This window comes from Leeuwenhoekiella sp. MAR_2009_132, assembly GCF_000687915.1.
Classification (GTDB): domain Bacteria; phylum Bacteroidota; class Bacteroidia; order Flavobacteriales; family Flavobacteriaceae; genus Leeuwenhoekiella.
This window is the reverse complement of the sequence record NZ_JHZY01000002.1, coordinates 55,584-72,798: the sequence shown is the minus strand read 5'-3', so window position 1 is coordinate 72,798 and position 17,215 is coordinate 55,584. Positions and strand designations below refer to the sequence as shown.

Here is a 17,215-nt window from a genome sequence, read left to right as displayed (position 1 = left end):
AGTTAGCAATTAAATGATTTTATCAAAATAAGCAATTGTTTGCTCCAGACCATCTCTTAATTTAACTTTTGACTCCCAGCCGTTTAGTTTAGCATAGGCCAAAGAAGAATCGGGTTTACGCTGCTTAGGGTCATCCTGAGGTAAGGGCATAAACTTGAGTTTTGATTTGGAGCCCACCAAATCCAATACTTGTTCTGCCAACTCGAGCATCGTGAATTCGCCGGAATTGCCCAGATTCACAGGACCGGTAAACCCCGCTTCACTCTGCATCATTCTGCAAAATCCCTCTATTAAATCATCTACATATTGAAACGAACGAGTTTGTTGACCATCTCCAAAAATGGTAATATCTTCTCCCTTCAACGCCTGCACAATAAAATTAGAAACCACGCGCCCATCTTCCGGGTTCATTTTAGGACCGTACGTATTAAAAATACGTACGATTTTAATATCTACCCCATTTTGATTATAATAGTCCATAAAAAGGGTTTCTGCGCAACGTTTCCCTTCGTCATAACAGGAGCGTAAGCCGATAGGGTTTACATTCCCCCAGTAGCTTTCAGGTTGGGGATGTACTGCCGGATCTCCATAAACCTCAGAAGTACTGGCCTGTAAAATTCGGGCTTTTACCCGCTTGGCCAATCCCAGCATATTAATAGCACCCATGACCGAGGTTTTAATCGTTTTGATGGGATTGTATTGATAATGCACCGGGCTTGCAGGACAGGCCAGATTGTAAATCTCATCTACTTCTGCATAATAGGGTTCGGTAACATCATGACGCACCATCTCAAAATACGGGTTGTCTAAAAACTCGACTATGTTTTGTTTGGATCCTGTAAAATAATTATCTAAACAAATAACTTCGTTGCCTTCCTTTAAAAGACGTTCACACAAGTGTGACCCTAAAAAACCGGCTCCCCCGGTAACTAGTATTTTTTTCATGATGTTAATTCCTTTATTTTAGTTTGTATTTGGAAAAAGTAATTGGCTTTGTATTTCGAAAAGTAGTAACCCGCCATGCCATCTAGAAAACCGGCTTTTAAAATATAATTTCCCCAAAAATAGGCAAACGGCATTATACCTAAGGCTATCAATTTATATTTTAAGCGTTGCCTGCTATTAAGACCTTCAAATCCCGATTCTTTCAGTTTTATAAATCTACGTGCCTCCCAGCTGCTATACGCATTGTGACGAGCAATATAGTGTTCTAATCCTTTGTAATCATTATGCAGTATCGGAGCCTTTAAATCACCCACAACGCCTTCTAAAATGGGGTGCTCATGAACTTCCATATCCAAGTGACTCCAACTGTCTTCAATGATACGCTCATACTCGCCTGAGCCTTTTCTAAATAAGGGAAGTTTTTTAAATTGATCCCCGTGTTTTAATTGATGCCCCATAAAGTAATTACGGAAGACAATCCAATAGCCCTGAACATCAGGCTTAGTTATCGCAACTTTTAATTCTTCAATAAACTCTGGAGTTACATATTCATCAGCGTCCAAAAACAAAACCCAATCGTTTTTGATTTCCAGATTTCGAAGCGCCCAGTTTCGCTTTTTAGGGAATTTTCCGTTCCAGTGAAATTGATGAATTTCTGCACCATACGATTCAGCTATACTCAGAGATTCATCAGTACTTTGAGAATCCAGAATCAGTATTTGATCAAAATCGGTTAATAGTGGTAGAGATTTTCTTAGATTGATTTCCTCATTTTTAATAGGAACTAAAACGGTAACAGGTATTTTATTCATAAGCTTTGAGTACGCGTTTTTTAATAAATTGAGCAGGGTTCCCACCTACGACGGTCCAGGAATCTACATATTTAAATACAGCAGCTCTGGCACCAACCACTGCACCATTCTGAATAACTACTCCCGGGCCTACGAAAGCATTTGCTGCAATCCAGACGGAATCACCTATAATTATAGGTTTACAAATTAGCGGAAAATTTGATTTTTCAAAATCATGGGTAGAGGCACAGAGATAGGTTTTTTGAGAAACTATGGTGTTCACCCCAATTGTTATGCTTCCTTGATTGTAGCAATCCACTTTGGGCCCTAAAGTACTATGTGCTCCAATACGGAGATTTTTAGGTGACCAGATCTTCACAGACGCATAAATATGTGCAGTAGAATGAACAGATGCGCCGAATATACGCAATACAACGTTTCTCCATGTTTTAAACGGCTGACCTGGAAAAGGTTTAAAAAAGAAAAAAGAACTGAGCATCCACAAGAGCCTGTATACTTTATTTTTTAAACCAAAATCTGAAGTATAGGCCGAGAGATCTGCATCAATCGTATTCCCTGTATTTTTAGAACTCATTAACTTAATTTCAATTTTTTGATAAGCTTCGTTGCGGCTTCTGAAACCGTAAATAATTTAGTATATAAGGCGATTGCTTGAGCTCTAAAATCAACTAAATCGGGTTCATAAAAACCAGATATAAGCTCCAGACCTTGAGTAACGCCTTCGGGAGTATCTTTAAAGATCACGCCCCCTTTACCCGCATCGATTTCTCTCCAGATATTGACCTGGTCGCTAATTGCGACCGGAGTTTTACAGGCTAAAGCTTCTACTACTGCAATGCCAAAGTTTTCCTGATGACTGGGCAATATAAACCAGTCTGCCCCATATAAGGCACCCCATTTCTCGTCTCCTTTGAGCATTCCTGTAAAATAAACCGGTAATCCTTCCGCTAGTTTTTTCAAATGAGATCCGTAATGGGTTTCCATACCCGGACCGGCAATTACTAAAATAGGTGCCTCTAGATTTTTTTCTATCAACTTGCGATACCCGGTTATCAAAAGGTCAACTCCTTTTTTCTCATGAACACGACTTAAAAAAAGCCAATAGGGTTGATTCTCAGCTTCGGGACATTTCGTTACAAAGGCCTGTTGTTGTGCTTCAGTTTTTGCTGGAGGGGGTTGTATCCCATACCCTACATTAAGTTCGTGTTGAGGATGGTAATCTGGGAACGTAGTACGGGCTAAAAGAAGTTCTTGCTCGCAGGTAAACAAAACACCATCAACACCATTAACGACTTTTTTCTCCAAAAGCTGCCAGAATACCCGATTACGCAGTGCTTTCAATTTACGTCCTTCTGCCATTTGGAAATAAGGATCGAGCATGCCGTGAGGCATGAGGTATAGCTTAGGAACTTTTACACCTGATTTTTTTAACGTATTCCATTCGGAAAAGGTGCCATAACTGTTATATAACCATACCCCGTGAATAATAACCACATCAAAATCTTGCAGATTTTGTTTAAGCCAGTTTTTCAGTTTTTTGCTATACGCATAAGGCGTCTTTCCGGGACCCAAAGCTTCTATATTGAAGTCGTCCTGTCCTAAAAAAGAAGCTTCAGGAGAATCTAAGGTCGCAACTGTAGTATTTACACCCAATTCTTTCAAAGCAGGGACGCTGTTCCGGATACCCTGACACGGACCGCCTGAGGCAGGATCCATAGATGCGATTACTCTTAAAAACTTCAATTAATCCAACTGTTTTTTATTAACCACGCTTTTATAAACCTCTAAGTAACGTTCTGCAATATATTGAGGATCATACCTTAACTTATTTACTCTTCCATTAGCGATTAACTGATCTCGATACTCTTTATCTGCTATAACTTTTAAAAATCCTTGTTTAATTGACTCCACCTCAAAAGGGTTGACAAGACAGGCCGCTTCTCCAGCTACTTCGGGCATAGAAGAAACATTGCTTGTTACCACTACGCGCTCCACTGCATGTGCTTCTAAAATAGGCATTCCAAAACCTTCTGCCGTAGAAACAAATGAAACAATGTCTGCATCTTGGTAACATTTTAGAATTTCATCATTAGATAAGTTAGAAAGACTTGTATAGTTAATGCTATACTGCTCGAGTAATGAGAGTTGTTTTGGACTCAGCTTACCTACAATCTGCAGCTCACACGAGATACCACCCAAGGCCTCAATTAAACGTTCTAGATTCTTATTTGCTCCTGTACCGATTTGTAAAATTTTAGGACAGTCCTCATTAAAATCTTTTGGAGAGGGCTTAAAACGAGTTGCAATAGCAACCGGAATAACCACGATTTTATTAGGATTACACCCTGTAAAGTCTACTATTTGTTCTTTCGTCTGCGCAGAAATAGCTGTTACTAGTTGAGCTTTTGCGACAGGGGCCTTTAAGTAGAGCCATTGAATGATTTTTCGTGAAAATCCCGATTTGCGGTTCATCATACCACAATCAAGAATCGTTAGTACGACTCGATTCTTTTTCATCAGGAGATTTAAGAAATGTACTTCTCCTGTAATATGGTTTACTCCGTTTCCTTGCCTACGATAGGCTTCTAGAATATTAGATATTTTAGATTTCCAGCCATCATTAAAATCTGAGCATATATAAACCTTTGGAGTGATATGATTAGAAATACGGTATCTGACATCTTCAAATATCGCTTCCATACTAAAGTTGAAACCCGGTCGGGGTTTACGCTGAAAATAGGTAACGTGTAATTTATCTTTATCCATTTTCTAATTCTTCCTCAATTAATTTTTCTAATACCTTATAAAAAGAGAGATCATAGTCCCAACCCAATTGTTTTTTTGCTTTTGAGTTATCGCCATAAATATTAGTAATCTCAGTGGGTCTGTAAAATTTAGGATCTACCACTATAAGATCTTTTGAGATATTGAGATATTCAAAAACATATTCTATTAGAGAGCGCAAAGAAACTGAAACTCCTGAACAAATTACAAAGTCATCCGGCTTTTCCTGCTGCATCATCAGGTACATCGCCTCTACATATTTAGGAGCCCAACCAAAATCTCTTTTGATGTCAATATTACCAACTCTCAATTCCTGTTCTTCACCAGTACGTATTGCGATCGCCGTACGGATTACTTTTTTAATGAAAAAGTTTGAACTTCTCAAATACGATTCATGATTAAAAAGTATACCACTGCAACTAAAAACACCGTAAGCCTCCCGATAATTACGGGTAATCCAGTGCGCACTAGCTTTTGAAATGCTGTAGGGACTTAACGGATTAATTACGCGATCCTCTGTAATGGGCAATTGAGATTGACCAAAAATTTCACTACTGGATGCCTGATAAAATTTTGTTGAAATATCAAGTATTCGAATGGCTTCTAATAGATTGAGTACAGATAAAACATTAAACTGTATAGTACCTATAGGCTGATTAAAAGACAGAGAAACCGAGCTTTGAGCGGCCAGATTGTATATTTCATTGGGCTCATACGCTTTGAGCGTTGTAATAACCTGAGAGAGATCTGTTAGTTCGCATTCTACTAATTGTACGCGTTCTAAAATCTTAAGATATTTTAGTCCTTTAGCATTGATACTATTCTCGCTTCTAACGATGCCAATAACTTCATACCCCTTATTTAACAAGAATTGAGCCAGATACGCTCCATCTTGTCCTGTTATACCTGTTATTAATGCTGTTTTCATAAATAGTAATCTTTAGGCTATTTTTATAGTATGCTTTTGAGATTTTCGCTTATAGTATTATAGCTAAAGTCATTTATGATTTCCTGAGAACTTCTAGTAAAACTTAATTTTTTATGTTCTAAAACGTCTTTTATTCGTTCTGATAATGCATCAATATCATTTAATGGATAAGTATAGCCATTTACACCCTCTTCAACAAGATCTGCGGAACATCCTGTTCTATCAGAAATAACTACAGGCAAATTAAAATTCATTGCTTCATTAGTTGATAAACCCCAGGTTTCTGCATTACCTGAACACATTACAAAAAGATCAGCAACAGTATAGTACTCAGCTATTCTTGATTGATTTATAAATCCCGTTAGTATAACCTGTTTTACGTTATTTTCTCTTATGTACTCCTCTAACTCTTTTCTCAAAACTCCCTCCCCTACCATAATTAACCAATAGCTAGAATTATCAAGTTTATTAAAGGCTTTTAGCAAGTCGAGTGGATTTTTTTTAGCTATATATTTACCTGAATAAAGAATTACTTTATGCTGAATTCCAATTCCCATTTTGGATCTTAGATCGTTTCGAAAAGGCAATAAATCCTTGAAACTTTTTTGAAACCTTTCATTATCTACAGCATAAGGGCAATGAATCAGACTATTTTTATCAACACCTAAATCAATAAAAAAATCGTTGTTATATTTTCCGATATATAAAAAATAATCAATTCTGGGAAAAATCAAATACCTGAGAATAGCTCTTCGTATTTTGTTCTTTACACCGCTTTGTGTCTGCTCTTGATTTAGTGGTGTCTCCACTCTTAAAGCAATTTTATTTTGACTAAAAGATCCAATAATAAGAGAAAAAAAATGCGTGAAATAATGCCAACCGTGGATTATAACTAAAGTATCTTTAGTCTTGAAAAACTGCTTTATAACACCAAAATTAATAAGACCAAAAAAACCATTAAAATGTGAAGGTTTCCAAGAATAGTTTTTAAAAAACTTAGATTCATAACCCTCTAATAATGGGATATCATATTTCATCTTTACCCCAAATTCTTTATCTAATCTTGTATTTAACGACTCGTCAGAACAATACCAAGCTTTACAATCAATACCTTTTTCTACAAGAAATTTATACAATGGGACAAAATATTGTATTGGATGAGAATTTATAAAAACTAATTTTCTCATAATGCTATTTCTTTTTTAATTAATTGATTATCTAAATATTTTATTACAAAAATTAAACCTATTGAGATCCACCAATATATACTCAAGGGTGGTTGAATACTTAAGCTTCCTATTAAACCGGTTACTAGTATATATGCTAAAAGGAATGAACCTGCTAAAGTAAATTTCTTGAATTTTAATGACCTCCAAACTCCAAAGCATTTAAATATAATTGCAATTCGAAAAGCATACCACAAGATAATTAGGTATAATCCCCCCTCCCAACTTGTTGTGTAAAAATCTGTTTCTGTCCAGGCTACTTTAGATCTAATTTTGTTTGCATAGTTGCTTACTTTATCTGCACCATTTGTCATCACACCTATGCCTTTTCCAAAAAACAGATCTACAAAAGAATTTTCTTTAGCTATCTCATTAAATCCATCTTCATAAGCGCCAAAAATTCGATTTTGCATCTCTTGTGAATTACTAACCCCATTATACCCTTGAGCCCGTTTATTGTAGGCTTTAAAATATTCCGGTTTTACGACTTGCGCTACAGCTACTAAAATGATACCTAAAAGAATAGGGGCAAAAGTTTTTTTTATAACATAGGCCCTATACTTAATTAAAGATAACATTAAGCCTATAACTGCAGTAGCAGCCACACCTAGCACTGCAGCACGCCCACCAGTTATAAAAACGCCAATAATTAAGCTAATTATCACAATAATTTTAAGTAATAGATTATAGCCTCCAAAGAGTTTAAAACCTCTCTGAATGTCCAAAAACATTCCGCCGATAACAAAACAACCCGAAAAATTAAGAAAATACGCATATTGACCAGCAAATGAAAAAGTAGAACTTAACCGTAATTCACCTGCTGAACTGAAGTGTTCTAATGAATCGCCGGTAACAGAAAGATTTATCCAATGCGAATGAGGGAGAGATTGCTGTATCACAGCAAAGCATGTAGTTGCCACAACCAAAATTGAAACAATAAAATATAATCTTTTAAAAGCTTCTAGCGAATTGAAGGCTTCAATAGTTAATATGGCAAGTGCGACGTATAGTAAATAAAGCTTACCACCCCATAGTATTAAAATAGGATCATAAAAAGAGTGGATAAAAAACAAAGGAAAAAAAAGAATACTTAAAATTTTCCACTTTCTAAGTATATAATTAGAATTAACTGAGAGTTTTTTAATTGCAAATTGAAAAACTATAAAAACACAGATAAAATCTTTAAAAAAAAATAAAATATTTGATAAAGAACCTGGCAAGAACTTCCTTGTAATTCCCTCAAAGACCAGAAGAAATAACAGTAAATAAAAAAGAAATCGAAAAAATTTAGTCTTATTATCTAAGTGGTTGACAAAATTCAAATCAATATTTTCTAATTTCTGATAGTTTTTCATTTAAATTTAAAATTGTTGACTCCCATCCTTTAAAAGTTTTAGCCAATTCAAATGCATTTTCACTCATATCAGATCTCAATTGTTCATCCAATACCAGCAATTTTATTTTAGAAGCTAGGGAGCTAACATCTCTTATGGGTACTATAAATCCTTCCCTACCCTCACTCATAATTTCACTAGCGCCAGAATTAACAGTGGTTATAACCGGCAAACCATATGACAACGCCTCTCCTATTACCAGAGCTAAACCCTCCTCTATGGTAGGAAGACAAAATAAATCTGCATTTAGAAATTCTCTTTCTAATTCAGCTCCTTTTAAAGCACCTGTAAATCTAATGTTCGAATTTAGTTTCAAATCCTCTATACCTGTATAAATAGATCTAGGACCTACAACGGTTAAATTAACATTTAAATCATTCAAAGAGTCAAGTGCCTTAATTAAGTAGCGAAGCCCCTTTCTCACACTTACACTTCCCACAAATAAAATATTAATGGATGGAAATGAAGTTTTTAATTTATTACCAGGATTTAAATTGTCTTGCGCTTTAAATCCAAAAGGTACTTTAATAATTTTCTCTTCAACAAAGCCATTTTCAAGAAAGCTGTCTTTCACAAATTGTGAAGGAACCAAAATATAATCTGCTTCTTGATATTCTTTAATTCTTCTTTTAACTTCTAGTTTATTAAATTTTTTAAAAGGTAAATTCAATTTTAAATGCTCTTCCTCTAAAAGCTTTTCTTGATACCATACGTGGCTATTAACAGCTTCTACGATAGTTATACCCCCTTTTTTTTTAAACTTTCTTGCACTATATAAACCACAGCCGTTATAGTATATAAAGATATCTGCTTCTTCTATATAAAATCCTGACCTGAGATCCTGTTCAATTTTAGCCATTAAACTTAGAAATTGACTTATTGAATATGGGAGCTTAAACCTTAGGGATAAAACATAAATACTTTGTAAAAAATCAACTCGTTCCACTTTGTTCTTAGGCAAATCAATTTTAGATCGCTTACTTAATCTTGAAAAACCAGATATAAATTTGTAGAGCAGACCTTGACCTTCTAGCCCTACAGCGTAAATGTAATGGTGAGCTCTGTTTGGTGCGGTATAAATAACTTTAGGTACTTTCACTTTATTCTATTAACCAACTAACCAGGCTTGATTAGCTGCTAAAAATTCACAAGGATTATATTTCAAATCTTCAATTCTATACTTTGAAATAGGCTGAGCAGGATTACCAGTTACAATATGATAATCACCTACACTTTTAGATACTACGGCTCCAGCTCCTACTACAGCACCCTTACCTATTGTAACCCCGGGCAATAGTATTGAGTTAGTAGCAATCCAGGCATAATCTTTTATAAGTATATCACCCGTTTTATGTCTCCATAACGGGTCATTCAAATTATGAGATGCAGTTAATATAATAACGCCGTCATTTATACAGACATTATTGCCAACAACTATTTTTGTATGCAAGGCAAACTCAACCCTACCAATAGAACTATTTGCTCCTATTGATAAGTTTTTTTTATTACCGCTAGCTTTAATTACTCCTATCTCTGCTGTGGGAGATATCGAAGCCCCTTTTTGACGCAGTTTAAAACTTCTCCAATTTCTTTTTAGAAGTGCAGGCAATGTCAAAAAACGCTTTGCCCAGGCCTTATAGAAATTAATAGAGGTTAGAGAAAATTTACTCCTATGTTTCCATAAAAATGACAATTCAGCCATTATTGTGTGATTTTTGTTTTGTAGAAAAGATATAATGAATTCATCAAAAATTGTCCGGCAGCAATAAATATATTAAAAGTAAGAATACCTATAATAGATTTTAGATTGAATATAAATATACCTAGTACCAGTACGATAATATTTATACTAATTGACAGTAGGGGATTTAAAACCCATCCTTTGCTATTCGCTAATGAGAGCGTTAAATGTGCGATATTTTGTATTCCCATACCTAAAATTATTAGCAACAACTCAAAATTAAGACCTGCATATTCATCTCCTAAAACCCATAAAGCGTAATCTGATAAAATATAAATTGCTGAAGCTATAAATGCAAGTGTTAAAAAAGCTAAAGCTAAAATTTGAATACTTCTAGTTAAGAGCATAGCCCCATCTGCCTGAAGCCTTGCAAAGCGCGGCAAAATCAAGGTATTAAAAATTACATCCATGACGATTAATATCGTAGCTATACGGTATAAAGCACCTACATTAGCAATTTCTTCAGTTGAACCGTAGAAGGACAAAATCCAAATAATTATCTGTGCTGATAAACAGAAATAAATGGTACCGGGCAAAATTCTTTTAACCATTATAAGAATCCGCTTTTGCACCTCTTCGCTGGCTTCTACCTCATAATCTACATGACGTTCAGCGATCTTTTTAAGTCTACGATTCCCAAATATTCTAGGAATTCCATTTGCTAAAAGAGCAATAAAAGTAAATGGGAGAAAAAACATGGAAGAACTTATTAACAAAAGTCGCACTAAGGCAACGATTATCTGGTTTTTTTGTAAATCCTTAACCTCTTGATGTAACTTTAATGGAACTTGTAAAATGGTATCAGATAAGGCCGATAAAAACGCAGGTATTAAACACGCTGTAATAAGTATTGCTGTATACCAAGATGCATTATTATTAATAAGTAAGTACAGTAAAACAGGAATTGAAACCAATAAACTGTAAAAAGCAAATTTTTTTCTAAGATTAAGACCTGTTTCAAGTACTACTCCTAGTTTTACCTTGTTTTTCCAAATCTTACCCCCTTCAGCCACCACTCCTGCTGCCACTCCTCCATCTGCGAGTAGCGTCATAGTTCCTAGCATTGTATTTGCAAGGGTATAATATGCATATTCTTGTTTGGTTAAAAGTCTAATTATTAAAATACCTCCTAATAATCCTAATACTTGAATAAGTATCTGGGATGATCCTGCCAAACTCACTAATTTTGTCCAAGAAAAAATTTTTTGATAAAGCAAAGACGATCTGATCTTTCTGTTTCCTGACATTAAACTACTTATTAGTTTTGTAAACTTGCAATTTAAGCCATGCTCTTCTTCGCTTTTCAGATTCGTTGTCGTAAGAGATACTAATTATATAAGATAAAAGAATTGTTATTATGTAGTATGACAATAGATATAAGAATTTTAAACTTAAACTAACTCCATCAATTAGATATGCGTAAACCTGTAATAGCGGCCAATGTAGCAAATAAATCACATAAGACATTGAAGATAAAACAGCATCTAACTCCCTTCTTTTTATTACCTGATGTATATTATAAATTAGAAAAGGCAGGATAAGAATCGTTAAAATTATGTTTACATATTCTTGGTAAATTACACCATATAGAAAAGGATTTTTATCGAATAGCAAAGCTTTGAGCTCAGGATACAAATAGTGTATTCCTAAAAAAGAAAAGGACACTAATAAACTTGTTAGCGCCCAAAAACTAGTTGACTTTAATTTTAGTTTATAAATCATCCCCCCTAAAATGAAATAGGGTAGATATAGTAAAATAGTTTCTAATTTAAATAAACTGTAATTATATATATAGGATACCAGTACAAAGCCAAATGAAATTATCAGAAATAGCCCCCCTCTTTTCATTAAAAAATACAGCAGTAAAGGAGCAATCAAATAGAATTGTAATTCAATATCCAAAGACCAAGCTGAACCAATAAAATATTTTGCATTATTAATTCCTTCTCCCAACAAAATAAAATTTGAAATAACATAATCCCTAAAGAAAGGCTTAAAACCAACTGAACTTAGAAAGTAATGTATTCCAATAGAAAAAACTAGAATTAACCAATAAATAGGAAATATCCTCCATAAACGGCTCCTTATATAAACCCAATACGCATTCTTAAAGTTTACATATTTTTCAGAATACATTCTAAATATCCAGTATCCGCTAAGTACGAAAAAAATATAAACAGCTGCATGGCCTATCGTAAGAAAATCAACAGAATGAAAAACTACTACGATGAAGGCTAAAAGTAGTCGAAATAGTCCGGGAGAAATATTGACAATTTTATTAATCATTTTTACTGTACCAATTAAATGCTTCTTTAATTCCTTCTTCTAGTTTAACCTGATATTCCCATCCCAAATCGTTCAATTTAGATACATCGGTCAGTTTCTTCATGGTACCATCGGGCTTATCGGTGTTGAAATAAAGTTCCCCATTGAAACCTACTGTTTTTTTGACAAGATGTGCCAGGTCGCAAATGGAGATGTCTTCACCGGTACCGATGTTGATGTGGGTGTTGCGTATTTCCGGTTTAGTATGAGATTCCTTCACTCCGTTCGGAACCACGTCTTGAAAATCCCGGTTTTCCATAATAAAGACACAGGCATCTGCCATGTCTTCACTCCATAAAAATTCACGCATGGGTTTACCGGTACCCCAGATTTCTACCTGTACCACATCACCCTCCTGACCTCCCCCCAGGAGTGAGGAACTACGAATTCCATATTTTTTTAGAATATCTAGAATTTCTTGCTCGGTGGCATTACCATCTACCCCTTCAATCGGCAGCTTATTCAAATCAGCCTTTAGGCTGTCCCAGTTATTTTGCTCCAGTGCTTTCCCCAAATGCATTTTACGAATTAAAGCAGGTAGAACGTGTGATTTTTCTAAATCAAAATTATCGTTAGGACCATACAAATTAGTAGGCATTACCGAAATGAAGTTGGTACCGTATTGCAGGTTGTAACTCTCACACATCTTGATCCCTGCAATTTTTGCAATGGCATACGGCTCATTAGTATATTCTAAAACATCCGTCAACAAGTACTCCTCTTTCATAGGTTGGGGACAGACTTTAGGGTATATACACGTACTCCCCAAAAACAACAGCTTTTTAACGGCATGTTTATAAGCCTGATGAATCACATGGTTTTGAATCATCAGGTTTTCATAAATAAAATCGGCCCTGTAGGTGTTGTTGGCTACAATACCCCCAACTTTTGCTGCAGCTAAAAAAACATATTCGGGCTGTTCTGTCTGAAAAAAAGCAGCAACCTGATTGGAATCCCTTAGGTCAAGTTCGCTACTGCTACGATACACCAGATTAGCATATCCCTTAGACTTCAGGTTTTTCACAATTGCCGAACCTACCAGTCCGCGATGCCCTGCAATATATATTTTAGAATCTTTATTCATACTTTTTCAAACGCATTTACGATACCTAAACTTTATTAAAACAAATCGTCTCGTAGTTACAATCCCCTCCCTGCTCCCCCTGAAGAGAAAGACTCGGGGGATGAGGGAATCTTAGTTATTCGAAGTAATTTAAAATTTGATAACCCCCATCTTTCAGGTACTGATCTTTTTTCATAAGATTCAAATCACTCTGCATCATATCTTCAACCAAGTCCTGAAGGGTATACTCAGGCACCCAACCTAATTTTTCTTTGGCTTTCGTAGCGTCACCAATCAATAAGTCAACTTCCGTAGGTCTAAAATATTTAGGATCAACAGCCAATACCTCTTTCCCTATTTCGAGTTGGTATTCCGGGTTGTTACATGCTTTGACATAGCCTTTCTCATCAACTCCTTCTCCTTTAAACTCCAATTCAATACCGGCATGTCCAAAAGCCATACGTACAAATTCACGTACCGGTGTAGTTTTATTAGTTGCGATCACCCAGTCTTCAGCTTCGTCTGCCTGTAAAATCATCCACATCATACGCACGTAATCTTTGGCATGACCCCAGTCGCGTTTCGCATCTAGATTTCCTAAATAAATTTTATCCTGAAGTCCTAAAGCAATACGCGAAGCGGCACGGGTAATTTTACGGGTAACGAAAGTTTCTCCACGTATTGGAGACTCGTGATTGAATAAAATACCATTACAGGCATACATCCCATAGGCTTCGCGGTAATTTACGGTAATCCAATACGCATACATTTTTGCAACAGCATATGGAGAACGTGGGTAAAAAGGAGTCGTTTCCGTTTGTGGAACTTCCTGTACTTTACCATATAACTCGGAAGTAGACGCCTGATAGATTCGTGTTTTATCGCCTAAGCCTAATAAACGCACGGCATCTAGAATACGTAGTGTACCTAAACCATCTGCATTACCCGTATATTCCGGAACTTCAAACGAAACCTGCACGTGACTCATCGCAGCCAGATTATAGATTTCATCAGGTTGTATTTCCTGAATCAAACGAATCAGATTCGTACTATCGGTCATATCCCCATAATGCAATATAAAATTACGGTGTTCTACATGAGGGTCCTGATACAAATGATCGATACGATCGGTATTAAACAGGGATGACCTGCGCTTTAAGCCGTGTACCTGATATCCTTTTTTTAATAAAAATTCACTTAAATAAGCGCCGTCCTGGCCCGTAACGCCGGTGATTAATGCTACTTTCATAATTGATGGGTATAAAAAATAATGTTTTAAATGTGTTAGGAACCTATTGCATAAAAATCAAATCCTAGAGCTTCCAGTTCGTGACGGTCTAAGAGTCTGCGCCCGTCAAACAGAAACGCCGGTTTAAGCATCTCTTCATAAACGTGTTTCCAGTCTAAATCTTTAAATGCATCCCACTCGGTCATAATGGCAATGGCGTGAGCACCCTGAGTTGCTTCAATAGCGCTGTTTACCACAGTAATAGCTGCGCGGTTCTCTGCTTCGGTGCGGGTGCCTAAATAGTCTAAATCGGCTAAGATTTGTTCTTGGCTTACTTTAGGATCATATACCACGACTTCGGCGCGCTCATTCAATAAATAATCGGCCACATAAATGGCTGCAGATTCCCGCGTATCGTTGGTGTCTTTTTTAAATGCCCAGCCCAACATGGCTATTTTCTTACCCGAAACGGTATTGTATAATGTTTTGACCATCTTCGCCGCAAAACGCCGCTTCTGGTGATCGTTCATAATGATGACCTGCTCCCAATAATCGGCAACTTCATGCAGACCAAAGGACTTGGCGATATACACCAGGTTCAAAATATCTTTTTGAAAGCATGACCCCCCAAATCCTACAGATGCCTGTAAAAATTTAGGTCCTATACGGCTGTCCATACCTATCGCCTTTGCCACTTCTTTAATATCTGCACCTGTTTGCTCACACAACTCTGATAAGGCGTTGATACTGGAAACACGCTGTGCTAAAAAGGCGTTAGCCGTGAGTTTAGAAAGTTCGGAAGACCAAACATTGGTAGTTAATATATGTTCTTGAGGAACCCAGTGCGCATAGACGTCAACCAATGCTTTTATGGCTGCTCTACCCGCATCGGTGTCTAAATCACCTCCTATCAACACACGATCCGGAGCTTGTAAATCGGCTACTGCAGTTCCTTCCGCTAAAAACTCGGGATTGGAGAGGATTTGAAAATTCACCCCATTACCAGTAGTATCTAAAATACTCTTCAAGGCTTCTGCGGTGCGTACCGGAAGTGTTGATTTCTCAACTACAATTTTATCGGTTTTAGAAACCCGTGCAATTTGACGGGCACACAACTCAATAAACTTCAAATCTGCAGCCATCCCTTTACCAATTCCATACGTCTTAGTAGGGGTATTAACCGAAATAAAAATCATGTCGGCTTCATCAATGGCCTGGTCAACATCTGTAGAAAAAAACAAATTACGCCCTCTGGCTTCGGCCACCACTTCCGCCAATCCCGGCTCGTAAATGGGAATATTATTAACGTCTGCAGCATTCCAGGCTGCGATACGTTTTTCGTTGATATCTACAACAGTTACGTTGATTCCGGGTGCTTTTTGAGCGATGATCGCCATCGTAGGACCTCCTACGTAACCGGCACCAATACAACAGATATTTTTTACTTTCATTTTGAATATGTTTTAAGTGACCATATTTATAAATTCAACAGCATCTAAACATGGCTTCGCCGTTGTGAGTCACAGAACTGACTCCCTTTATTGAACTAAAAATCTATTTTTCTGAGCTTTAACACTACTGCTCAAGCTCCGCAATTTCACACTTTTTTAAGAGAACAAAAAGTGTATTTTCATCTAATTTAATGCTAATACAGAGGGGACGTTTCTAAGAATCACATCCTATTCATCCAAAACATCTTTAAATTTGGCCTCTACGATCATCCCCAAACACTTTAAATACAGACGCATTTTTTTTCCGCTAACGGCTATAATTTCGGCTTCCCGCCCTTTCAACACTCCTTTGGTGAGTTGAACGTTAGCACCGGGCACATAATTCTCAAGCGCTATGCTATCTAAATTATCGTGGTCTAACCAATTCTTAATGACTTCAATCTCTTCATCTCTAACAACTGCCGGCTCCCCCAACCAAAATAAATAACGCACCACTCCGGCCACGGCAAATACAGCATTGCGTTCTGAGGCGGCTAAATTGACAAATATATAGGATTTAAACAGGGGGGTTTCTACCTTCTTTTTGCGGTCACTCCAGACTTTCAGTTCGGTGATAGTTGGGCAAAAAACATCGATACCCAAATTCTGAAGCGCCGTTGCTACTTTTTTCTCTGACTTTGATTTTACATACAGTACGTACCAACTCATGCAGCTGAGGCTCGATTTTAGCTCTCTATTAAGAACTATTTAAGATTAATTAAGGCGCGAAAATAACCAAAACCAAACGTTAAACAAGGATAATTTAGCATTAAATTTCGGCTTTCACAAAATAGCATCACCTACAAAACGCTACGCAAACGTTGTTAGTATAACATAAAATCGCTTTTAAATTATAGGAATTTTAAGTAATTAAAAAAGAGCCCGTAAGGCTCTTTAAAATGTTTTTATGAAAGTAAAATGATTACTCCTGATACGTTACTTCACCATCCCACTCCATAAAACCTCCTAAAAGATTATAAGTGGTTTCAAAACCCAATTGATCCATCAATTGAGCAGCCTGCCCACTGCGATTACCAGAACGGCAATAGATGTAATAGCTTTTAGATTTGTCTAGTTCATTAACCTTATCTATAAAGCCCTGACCTTCATAAATATCAATATTATGAGAATTAGGGAGTATCCCCTCGTCCACCTCATTTTGAGTGCGTACATCTAAAATATATGCGTTATCATCAGTAGATAACAACTGCTCCCATTCTTCCTGTGTTACATTTTTCATCGTAATTAAACTTTAGATCATTAGATAGTCAAAAATAAG

Annotated in this window: 17 protein-coding genes; all 17 read right to left on the bottom strand. The window is 36.4% G+C overall.

Going from position 1 to position 17,215, the window contains the following annotated elements; genetic code table 11:
- Positions 1-9: 9 nt before the first annotated feature.
- The 17 genes from P164_RS00425 to P164_RS00345 all read right to left on the bottom strand — a co-directional run bounded on the left by P164_RS00425 (position 10) and on the right by P164_RS00345 (position 17,176).
- On the bottom strand, positions 10-945 hold the full coding sequence (locus P164_RS00425) for a UDP-glucuronic acid decarboxylase family protein (RefSeq protein ID WP_028374518.1): 936 nt from the start codon (positions 943-945) through the stop codon (positions 10-12).
- On the bottom strand, positions 942-1,757 hold the full coding sequence (locus P164_RS00420; RefSeq protein ID WP_035899266.1) for a glycosyltransferase family 2 protein: 816 nt from the start codon (positions 1,755-1,757) through the stop codon (positions 942-944). The genes P164_RS00425 and P164_RS00420 overlap by 4 nt, the downstream gene beginning before the upstream one ends.
- Positions 1,750-2,331 (bottom strand): putative colanic acid biosynthesis acetyltransferase, encoded by a 582-nt coding sequence (locus tag P164_RS00415; RefSeq protein WP_035899265.1) that lies wholly within the window; start codon positions 2,329-2,331, stop codon positions 1,750-1,752. Before P164_RS00415 ends, P164_RS00420 begins: the two co-directional genes overlap by 8 nt.
- Positions 2,331-3,500 (bottom strand): glycosyltransferase, encoded by a 1,170-nt coding sequence (locus P164_RS00410; protein WP_028374516.1) that lies wholly within the window; start codon positions 3,498-3,500, stop codon positions 2,331-2,333. The genes P164_RS00415 and P164_RS00410 overlap by 1 nt, the downstream gene beginning before the upstream one ends.
- Complete coding sequence (locus P164_RS00405; RefSeq protein ID WP_028374515.1) at positions 3,501-4,523, bottom strand: glycosyltransferase family 4 protein; 1,023 nt, start codon at positions 4,521-4,523, stop codon at positions 3,501-3,503.
- The gene (locus P164_RS00400; protein ID WP_028374514.1) at positions 4,516-5,469 is read right to left on the bottom strand and encodes a GDP-mannose 4,6-dehydratase; all 954 of its coding nucleotides are present in this window, start codon (positions 5,467-5,469) and stop codon (positions 4,516-4,518) included. The genes P164_RS00405 and P164_RS00400 overlap by 8 nt, the downstream gene beginning before the upstream one ends.
- A 23-nt stretch (positions 5,470-5,492) precedes the next feature.
- Positions 5,493-6,656, bottom strand: coding sequence for a glycosyltransferase family 4 protein (locus P164_RS00395; RefSeq protein ID WP_028374513.1), 1,164 nt, complete (start codon positions 6,654-6,656; stop codon positions 5,493-5,495).
- The gene (locus P164_RS00390) at positions 6,653-8,050 is read right to left on the bottom strand and encodes a hypothetical protein (RefSeq protein ID WP_028374512.1); all 1,398 of its coding nucleotides are present in this window, start codon (positions 8,048-8,050) and stop codon (positions 6,653-6,655) included. Before P164_RS00390 ends, P164_RS00395 begins: the two co-directional genes overlap by 4 nt.
- Positions 8,019-9,188, bottom strand: a complete 1,170-nt coding sequence (locus P164_RS00385) for a glycosyltransferase family 4 protein (RefSeq protein WP_051621095.1) — start codon at positions 9,186-9,188, stop codon at positions 8,019-8,021. Before P164_RS00385 ends, P164_RS00390 begins: the two co-directional genes overlap by 32 nt.
- A gap of 9 nt (positions 9,189-9,197) precedes the next feature.
- On the bottom strand, positions 9,198-9,791 hold the full coding sequence (locus P164_RS00380) for an acyltransferase (RefSeq protein WP_028374511.1): 594 nt from the start codon (positions 9,789-9,791) through the stop codon (positions 9,198-9,200).
- Entirely contained in the window at positions 9,791-11,077 is a 1,287-nt protein-coding gene (locus tag P164_RS00375; protein WP_035899264.1) for a hypothetical protein, read from the bottom strand. Before P164_RS00375 ends, P164_RS00380 begins: the two co-directional genes overlap by 1 nt.
- Before the next feature lie 4 nt (positions 11,078-11,081).
- A complete protein-coding gene (locus tag P164_RS00370) occupies positions 11,082-12,116 on the bottom strand; it encodes an acyltransferase family protein (RefSeq protein WP_028374509.1) in 1,035 nt (344 codons plus the stop codon).
- Complete coding sequence (locus P164_RS00365) at positions 12,109-13,239, bottom strand: GDP-L-fucose synthase family protein (RefSeq protein ID WP_028374508.1); 1,131 nt, start codon at positions 13,237-13,239, stop codon at positions 12,109-12,111. The genes P164_RS00370 and P164_RS00365 overlap by 8 nt, the downstream gene beginning before the upstream one ends.
- A 115-nt stretch (positions 13,240-13,354) precedes the next feature.
- Positions 13,355-14,467 (bottom strand): GDP-mannose 4,6-dehydratase, encoded by a 1,113-nt coding sequence (gene gmd, locus P164_RS00360; RefSeq protein ID WP_028374507.1) that lies wholly within the window; start codon positions 14,465-14,467, stop codon positions 13,355-13,357.
- A 35-nt stretch (positions 14,468-14,502) separates the two neighbouring features.
- The gene (locus P164_RS00355; protein WP_028374506.1) at positions 14,503-15,897 is read right to left on the bottom strand and encodes a nucleotide sugar dehydrogenase; all 1,395 of its coding nucleotides are present in this window, start codon (positions 15,895-15,897) and stop codon (positions 14,503-14,505) included.
- A gap of 228 nt (positions 15,898-16,125) precedes the next feature.
- The gene (locus P164_RS00350; RefSeq protein WP_028374505.1) at positions 16,126-16,605 is read right to left on the bottom strand and encodes a UpxY family transcription antiterminator; all 480 of its coding nucleotides are present in this window, start codon (positions 16,603-16,605) and stop codon (positions 16,126-16,128) included.
- Between the two features lie 253 nt (positions 16,606-16,858).
- A complete protein-coding gene (locus P164_RS00345; protein WP_028374504.1) occupies positions 16,859-17,176 on the bottom strand; it encodes a rhodanese-like domain-containing protein in 318 nt (105 codons plus the stop codon).
- Positions 17,177-17,215: the final 39 nt, after the last annotated feature.

Bases quoted from the DNA above. Each gene is read 5' to 3' on its own strand.
- P164_RS00345 (WP_028374504.1), bottom strand. From the start codon at position 17,176: ATGAAAAATGTAACACAGGAAGAATGGGAGCAGTTGTTATCTACTGAT.
- P164_RS00355 (WP_028374506.1), bottom strand. From the start codon at position 15,897: ATGAAAGTAAAAAATATCTGTTGTATTGGTGCCGGTTACGTAGGAGGT.
- P164_RS00425 (WP_028374518.1), bottom strand. From the start codon at position 945: ATGAAAAAAATACTAGTTACCGGGGGAGCCGGTTTTTTAGGGTCACAC.
- P164_RS00395 (WP_028374513.1), bottom strand. From the start codon at position 6,656: ATGAGAAAATTAGTTTTTATAAATTCTCATCCAATACAATATTTTGTC.
- P164_RS00405 (WP_028374515.1), bottom strand. From the start codon at position 4,523: ATGGATAAAGATAAATTACACGTTACCTATTTTCAGCGTAAACCCCGA.
- P164_RS00420 (WP_035899266.1), bottom strand. From the start codon at position 1,757: ATGAATAAAATACCTGTTACCGTTTTAGTTCCTATTAAAAATGAGGAA.
- gmd (WP_028374507.1), bottom strand. From the start codon at position 14,467: ATGAAAGTAGCATTAATCACCGGCGTTACGGGCCAGGACGGCGCTTAT.
- P164_RS00390 (WP_028374512.1), bottom strand. From the start codon at position 8,050: ATGAAAAACTATCAGAAATTAGAAAATATTGATTTGAATTTTGTCAAC.
- P164_RS00350 (WP_028374505.1), bottom strand. From the start codon at position 16,605: ATGAGTTGGTACGTACTGTATGTAAAATCAAAGTCAGAGAAAAAAGTA.
- P164_RS00380 (WP_028374511.1), bottom strand. From the start codon at position 9,791: ATGGCTGAATTGTCATTTTTATGGAAACATAGGAGTAAATTTTCTCTA.
- P164_RS00400 (WP_028374514.1), bottom strand. From the start codon at position 5,469: ATGAAAACAGCATTAATAACAGGTATAACAGGACAAGATGGAGCGTAT.
- P164_RS00375 (WP_035899264.1), bottom strand. From the start codon at position 11,077: ATGTCAGGAAACAGAAAGATCAGATCGTCTTTGCTTTATCAAAAAATT.
- P164_RS00370 (WP_028374509.1), bottom strand. From the start codon at position 12,116: ATGATTAATAAAATTGTCAATATTTCTCCCGGACTATTTCGACTACTT.
- P164_RS00415 (WP_035899265.1), bottom strand. From the start codon at position 2,331: ATGAGTTCTAAAAATACAGGGAATACGATTGATGCAGATCTCTCGGCC.
- P164_RS00365 (WP_028374508.1), bottom strand. From the start codon at position 13,239: ATGAATAAAGATTCTAAAATATATATTGCAGGGCATCGCGGACTGGTA.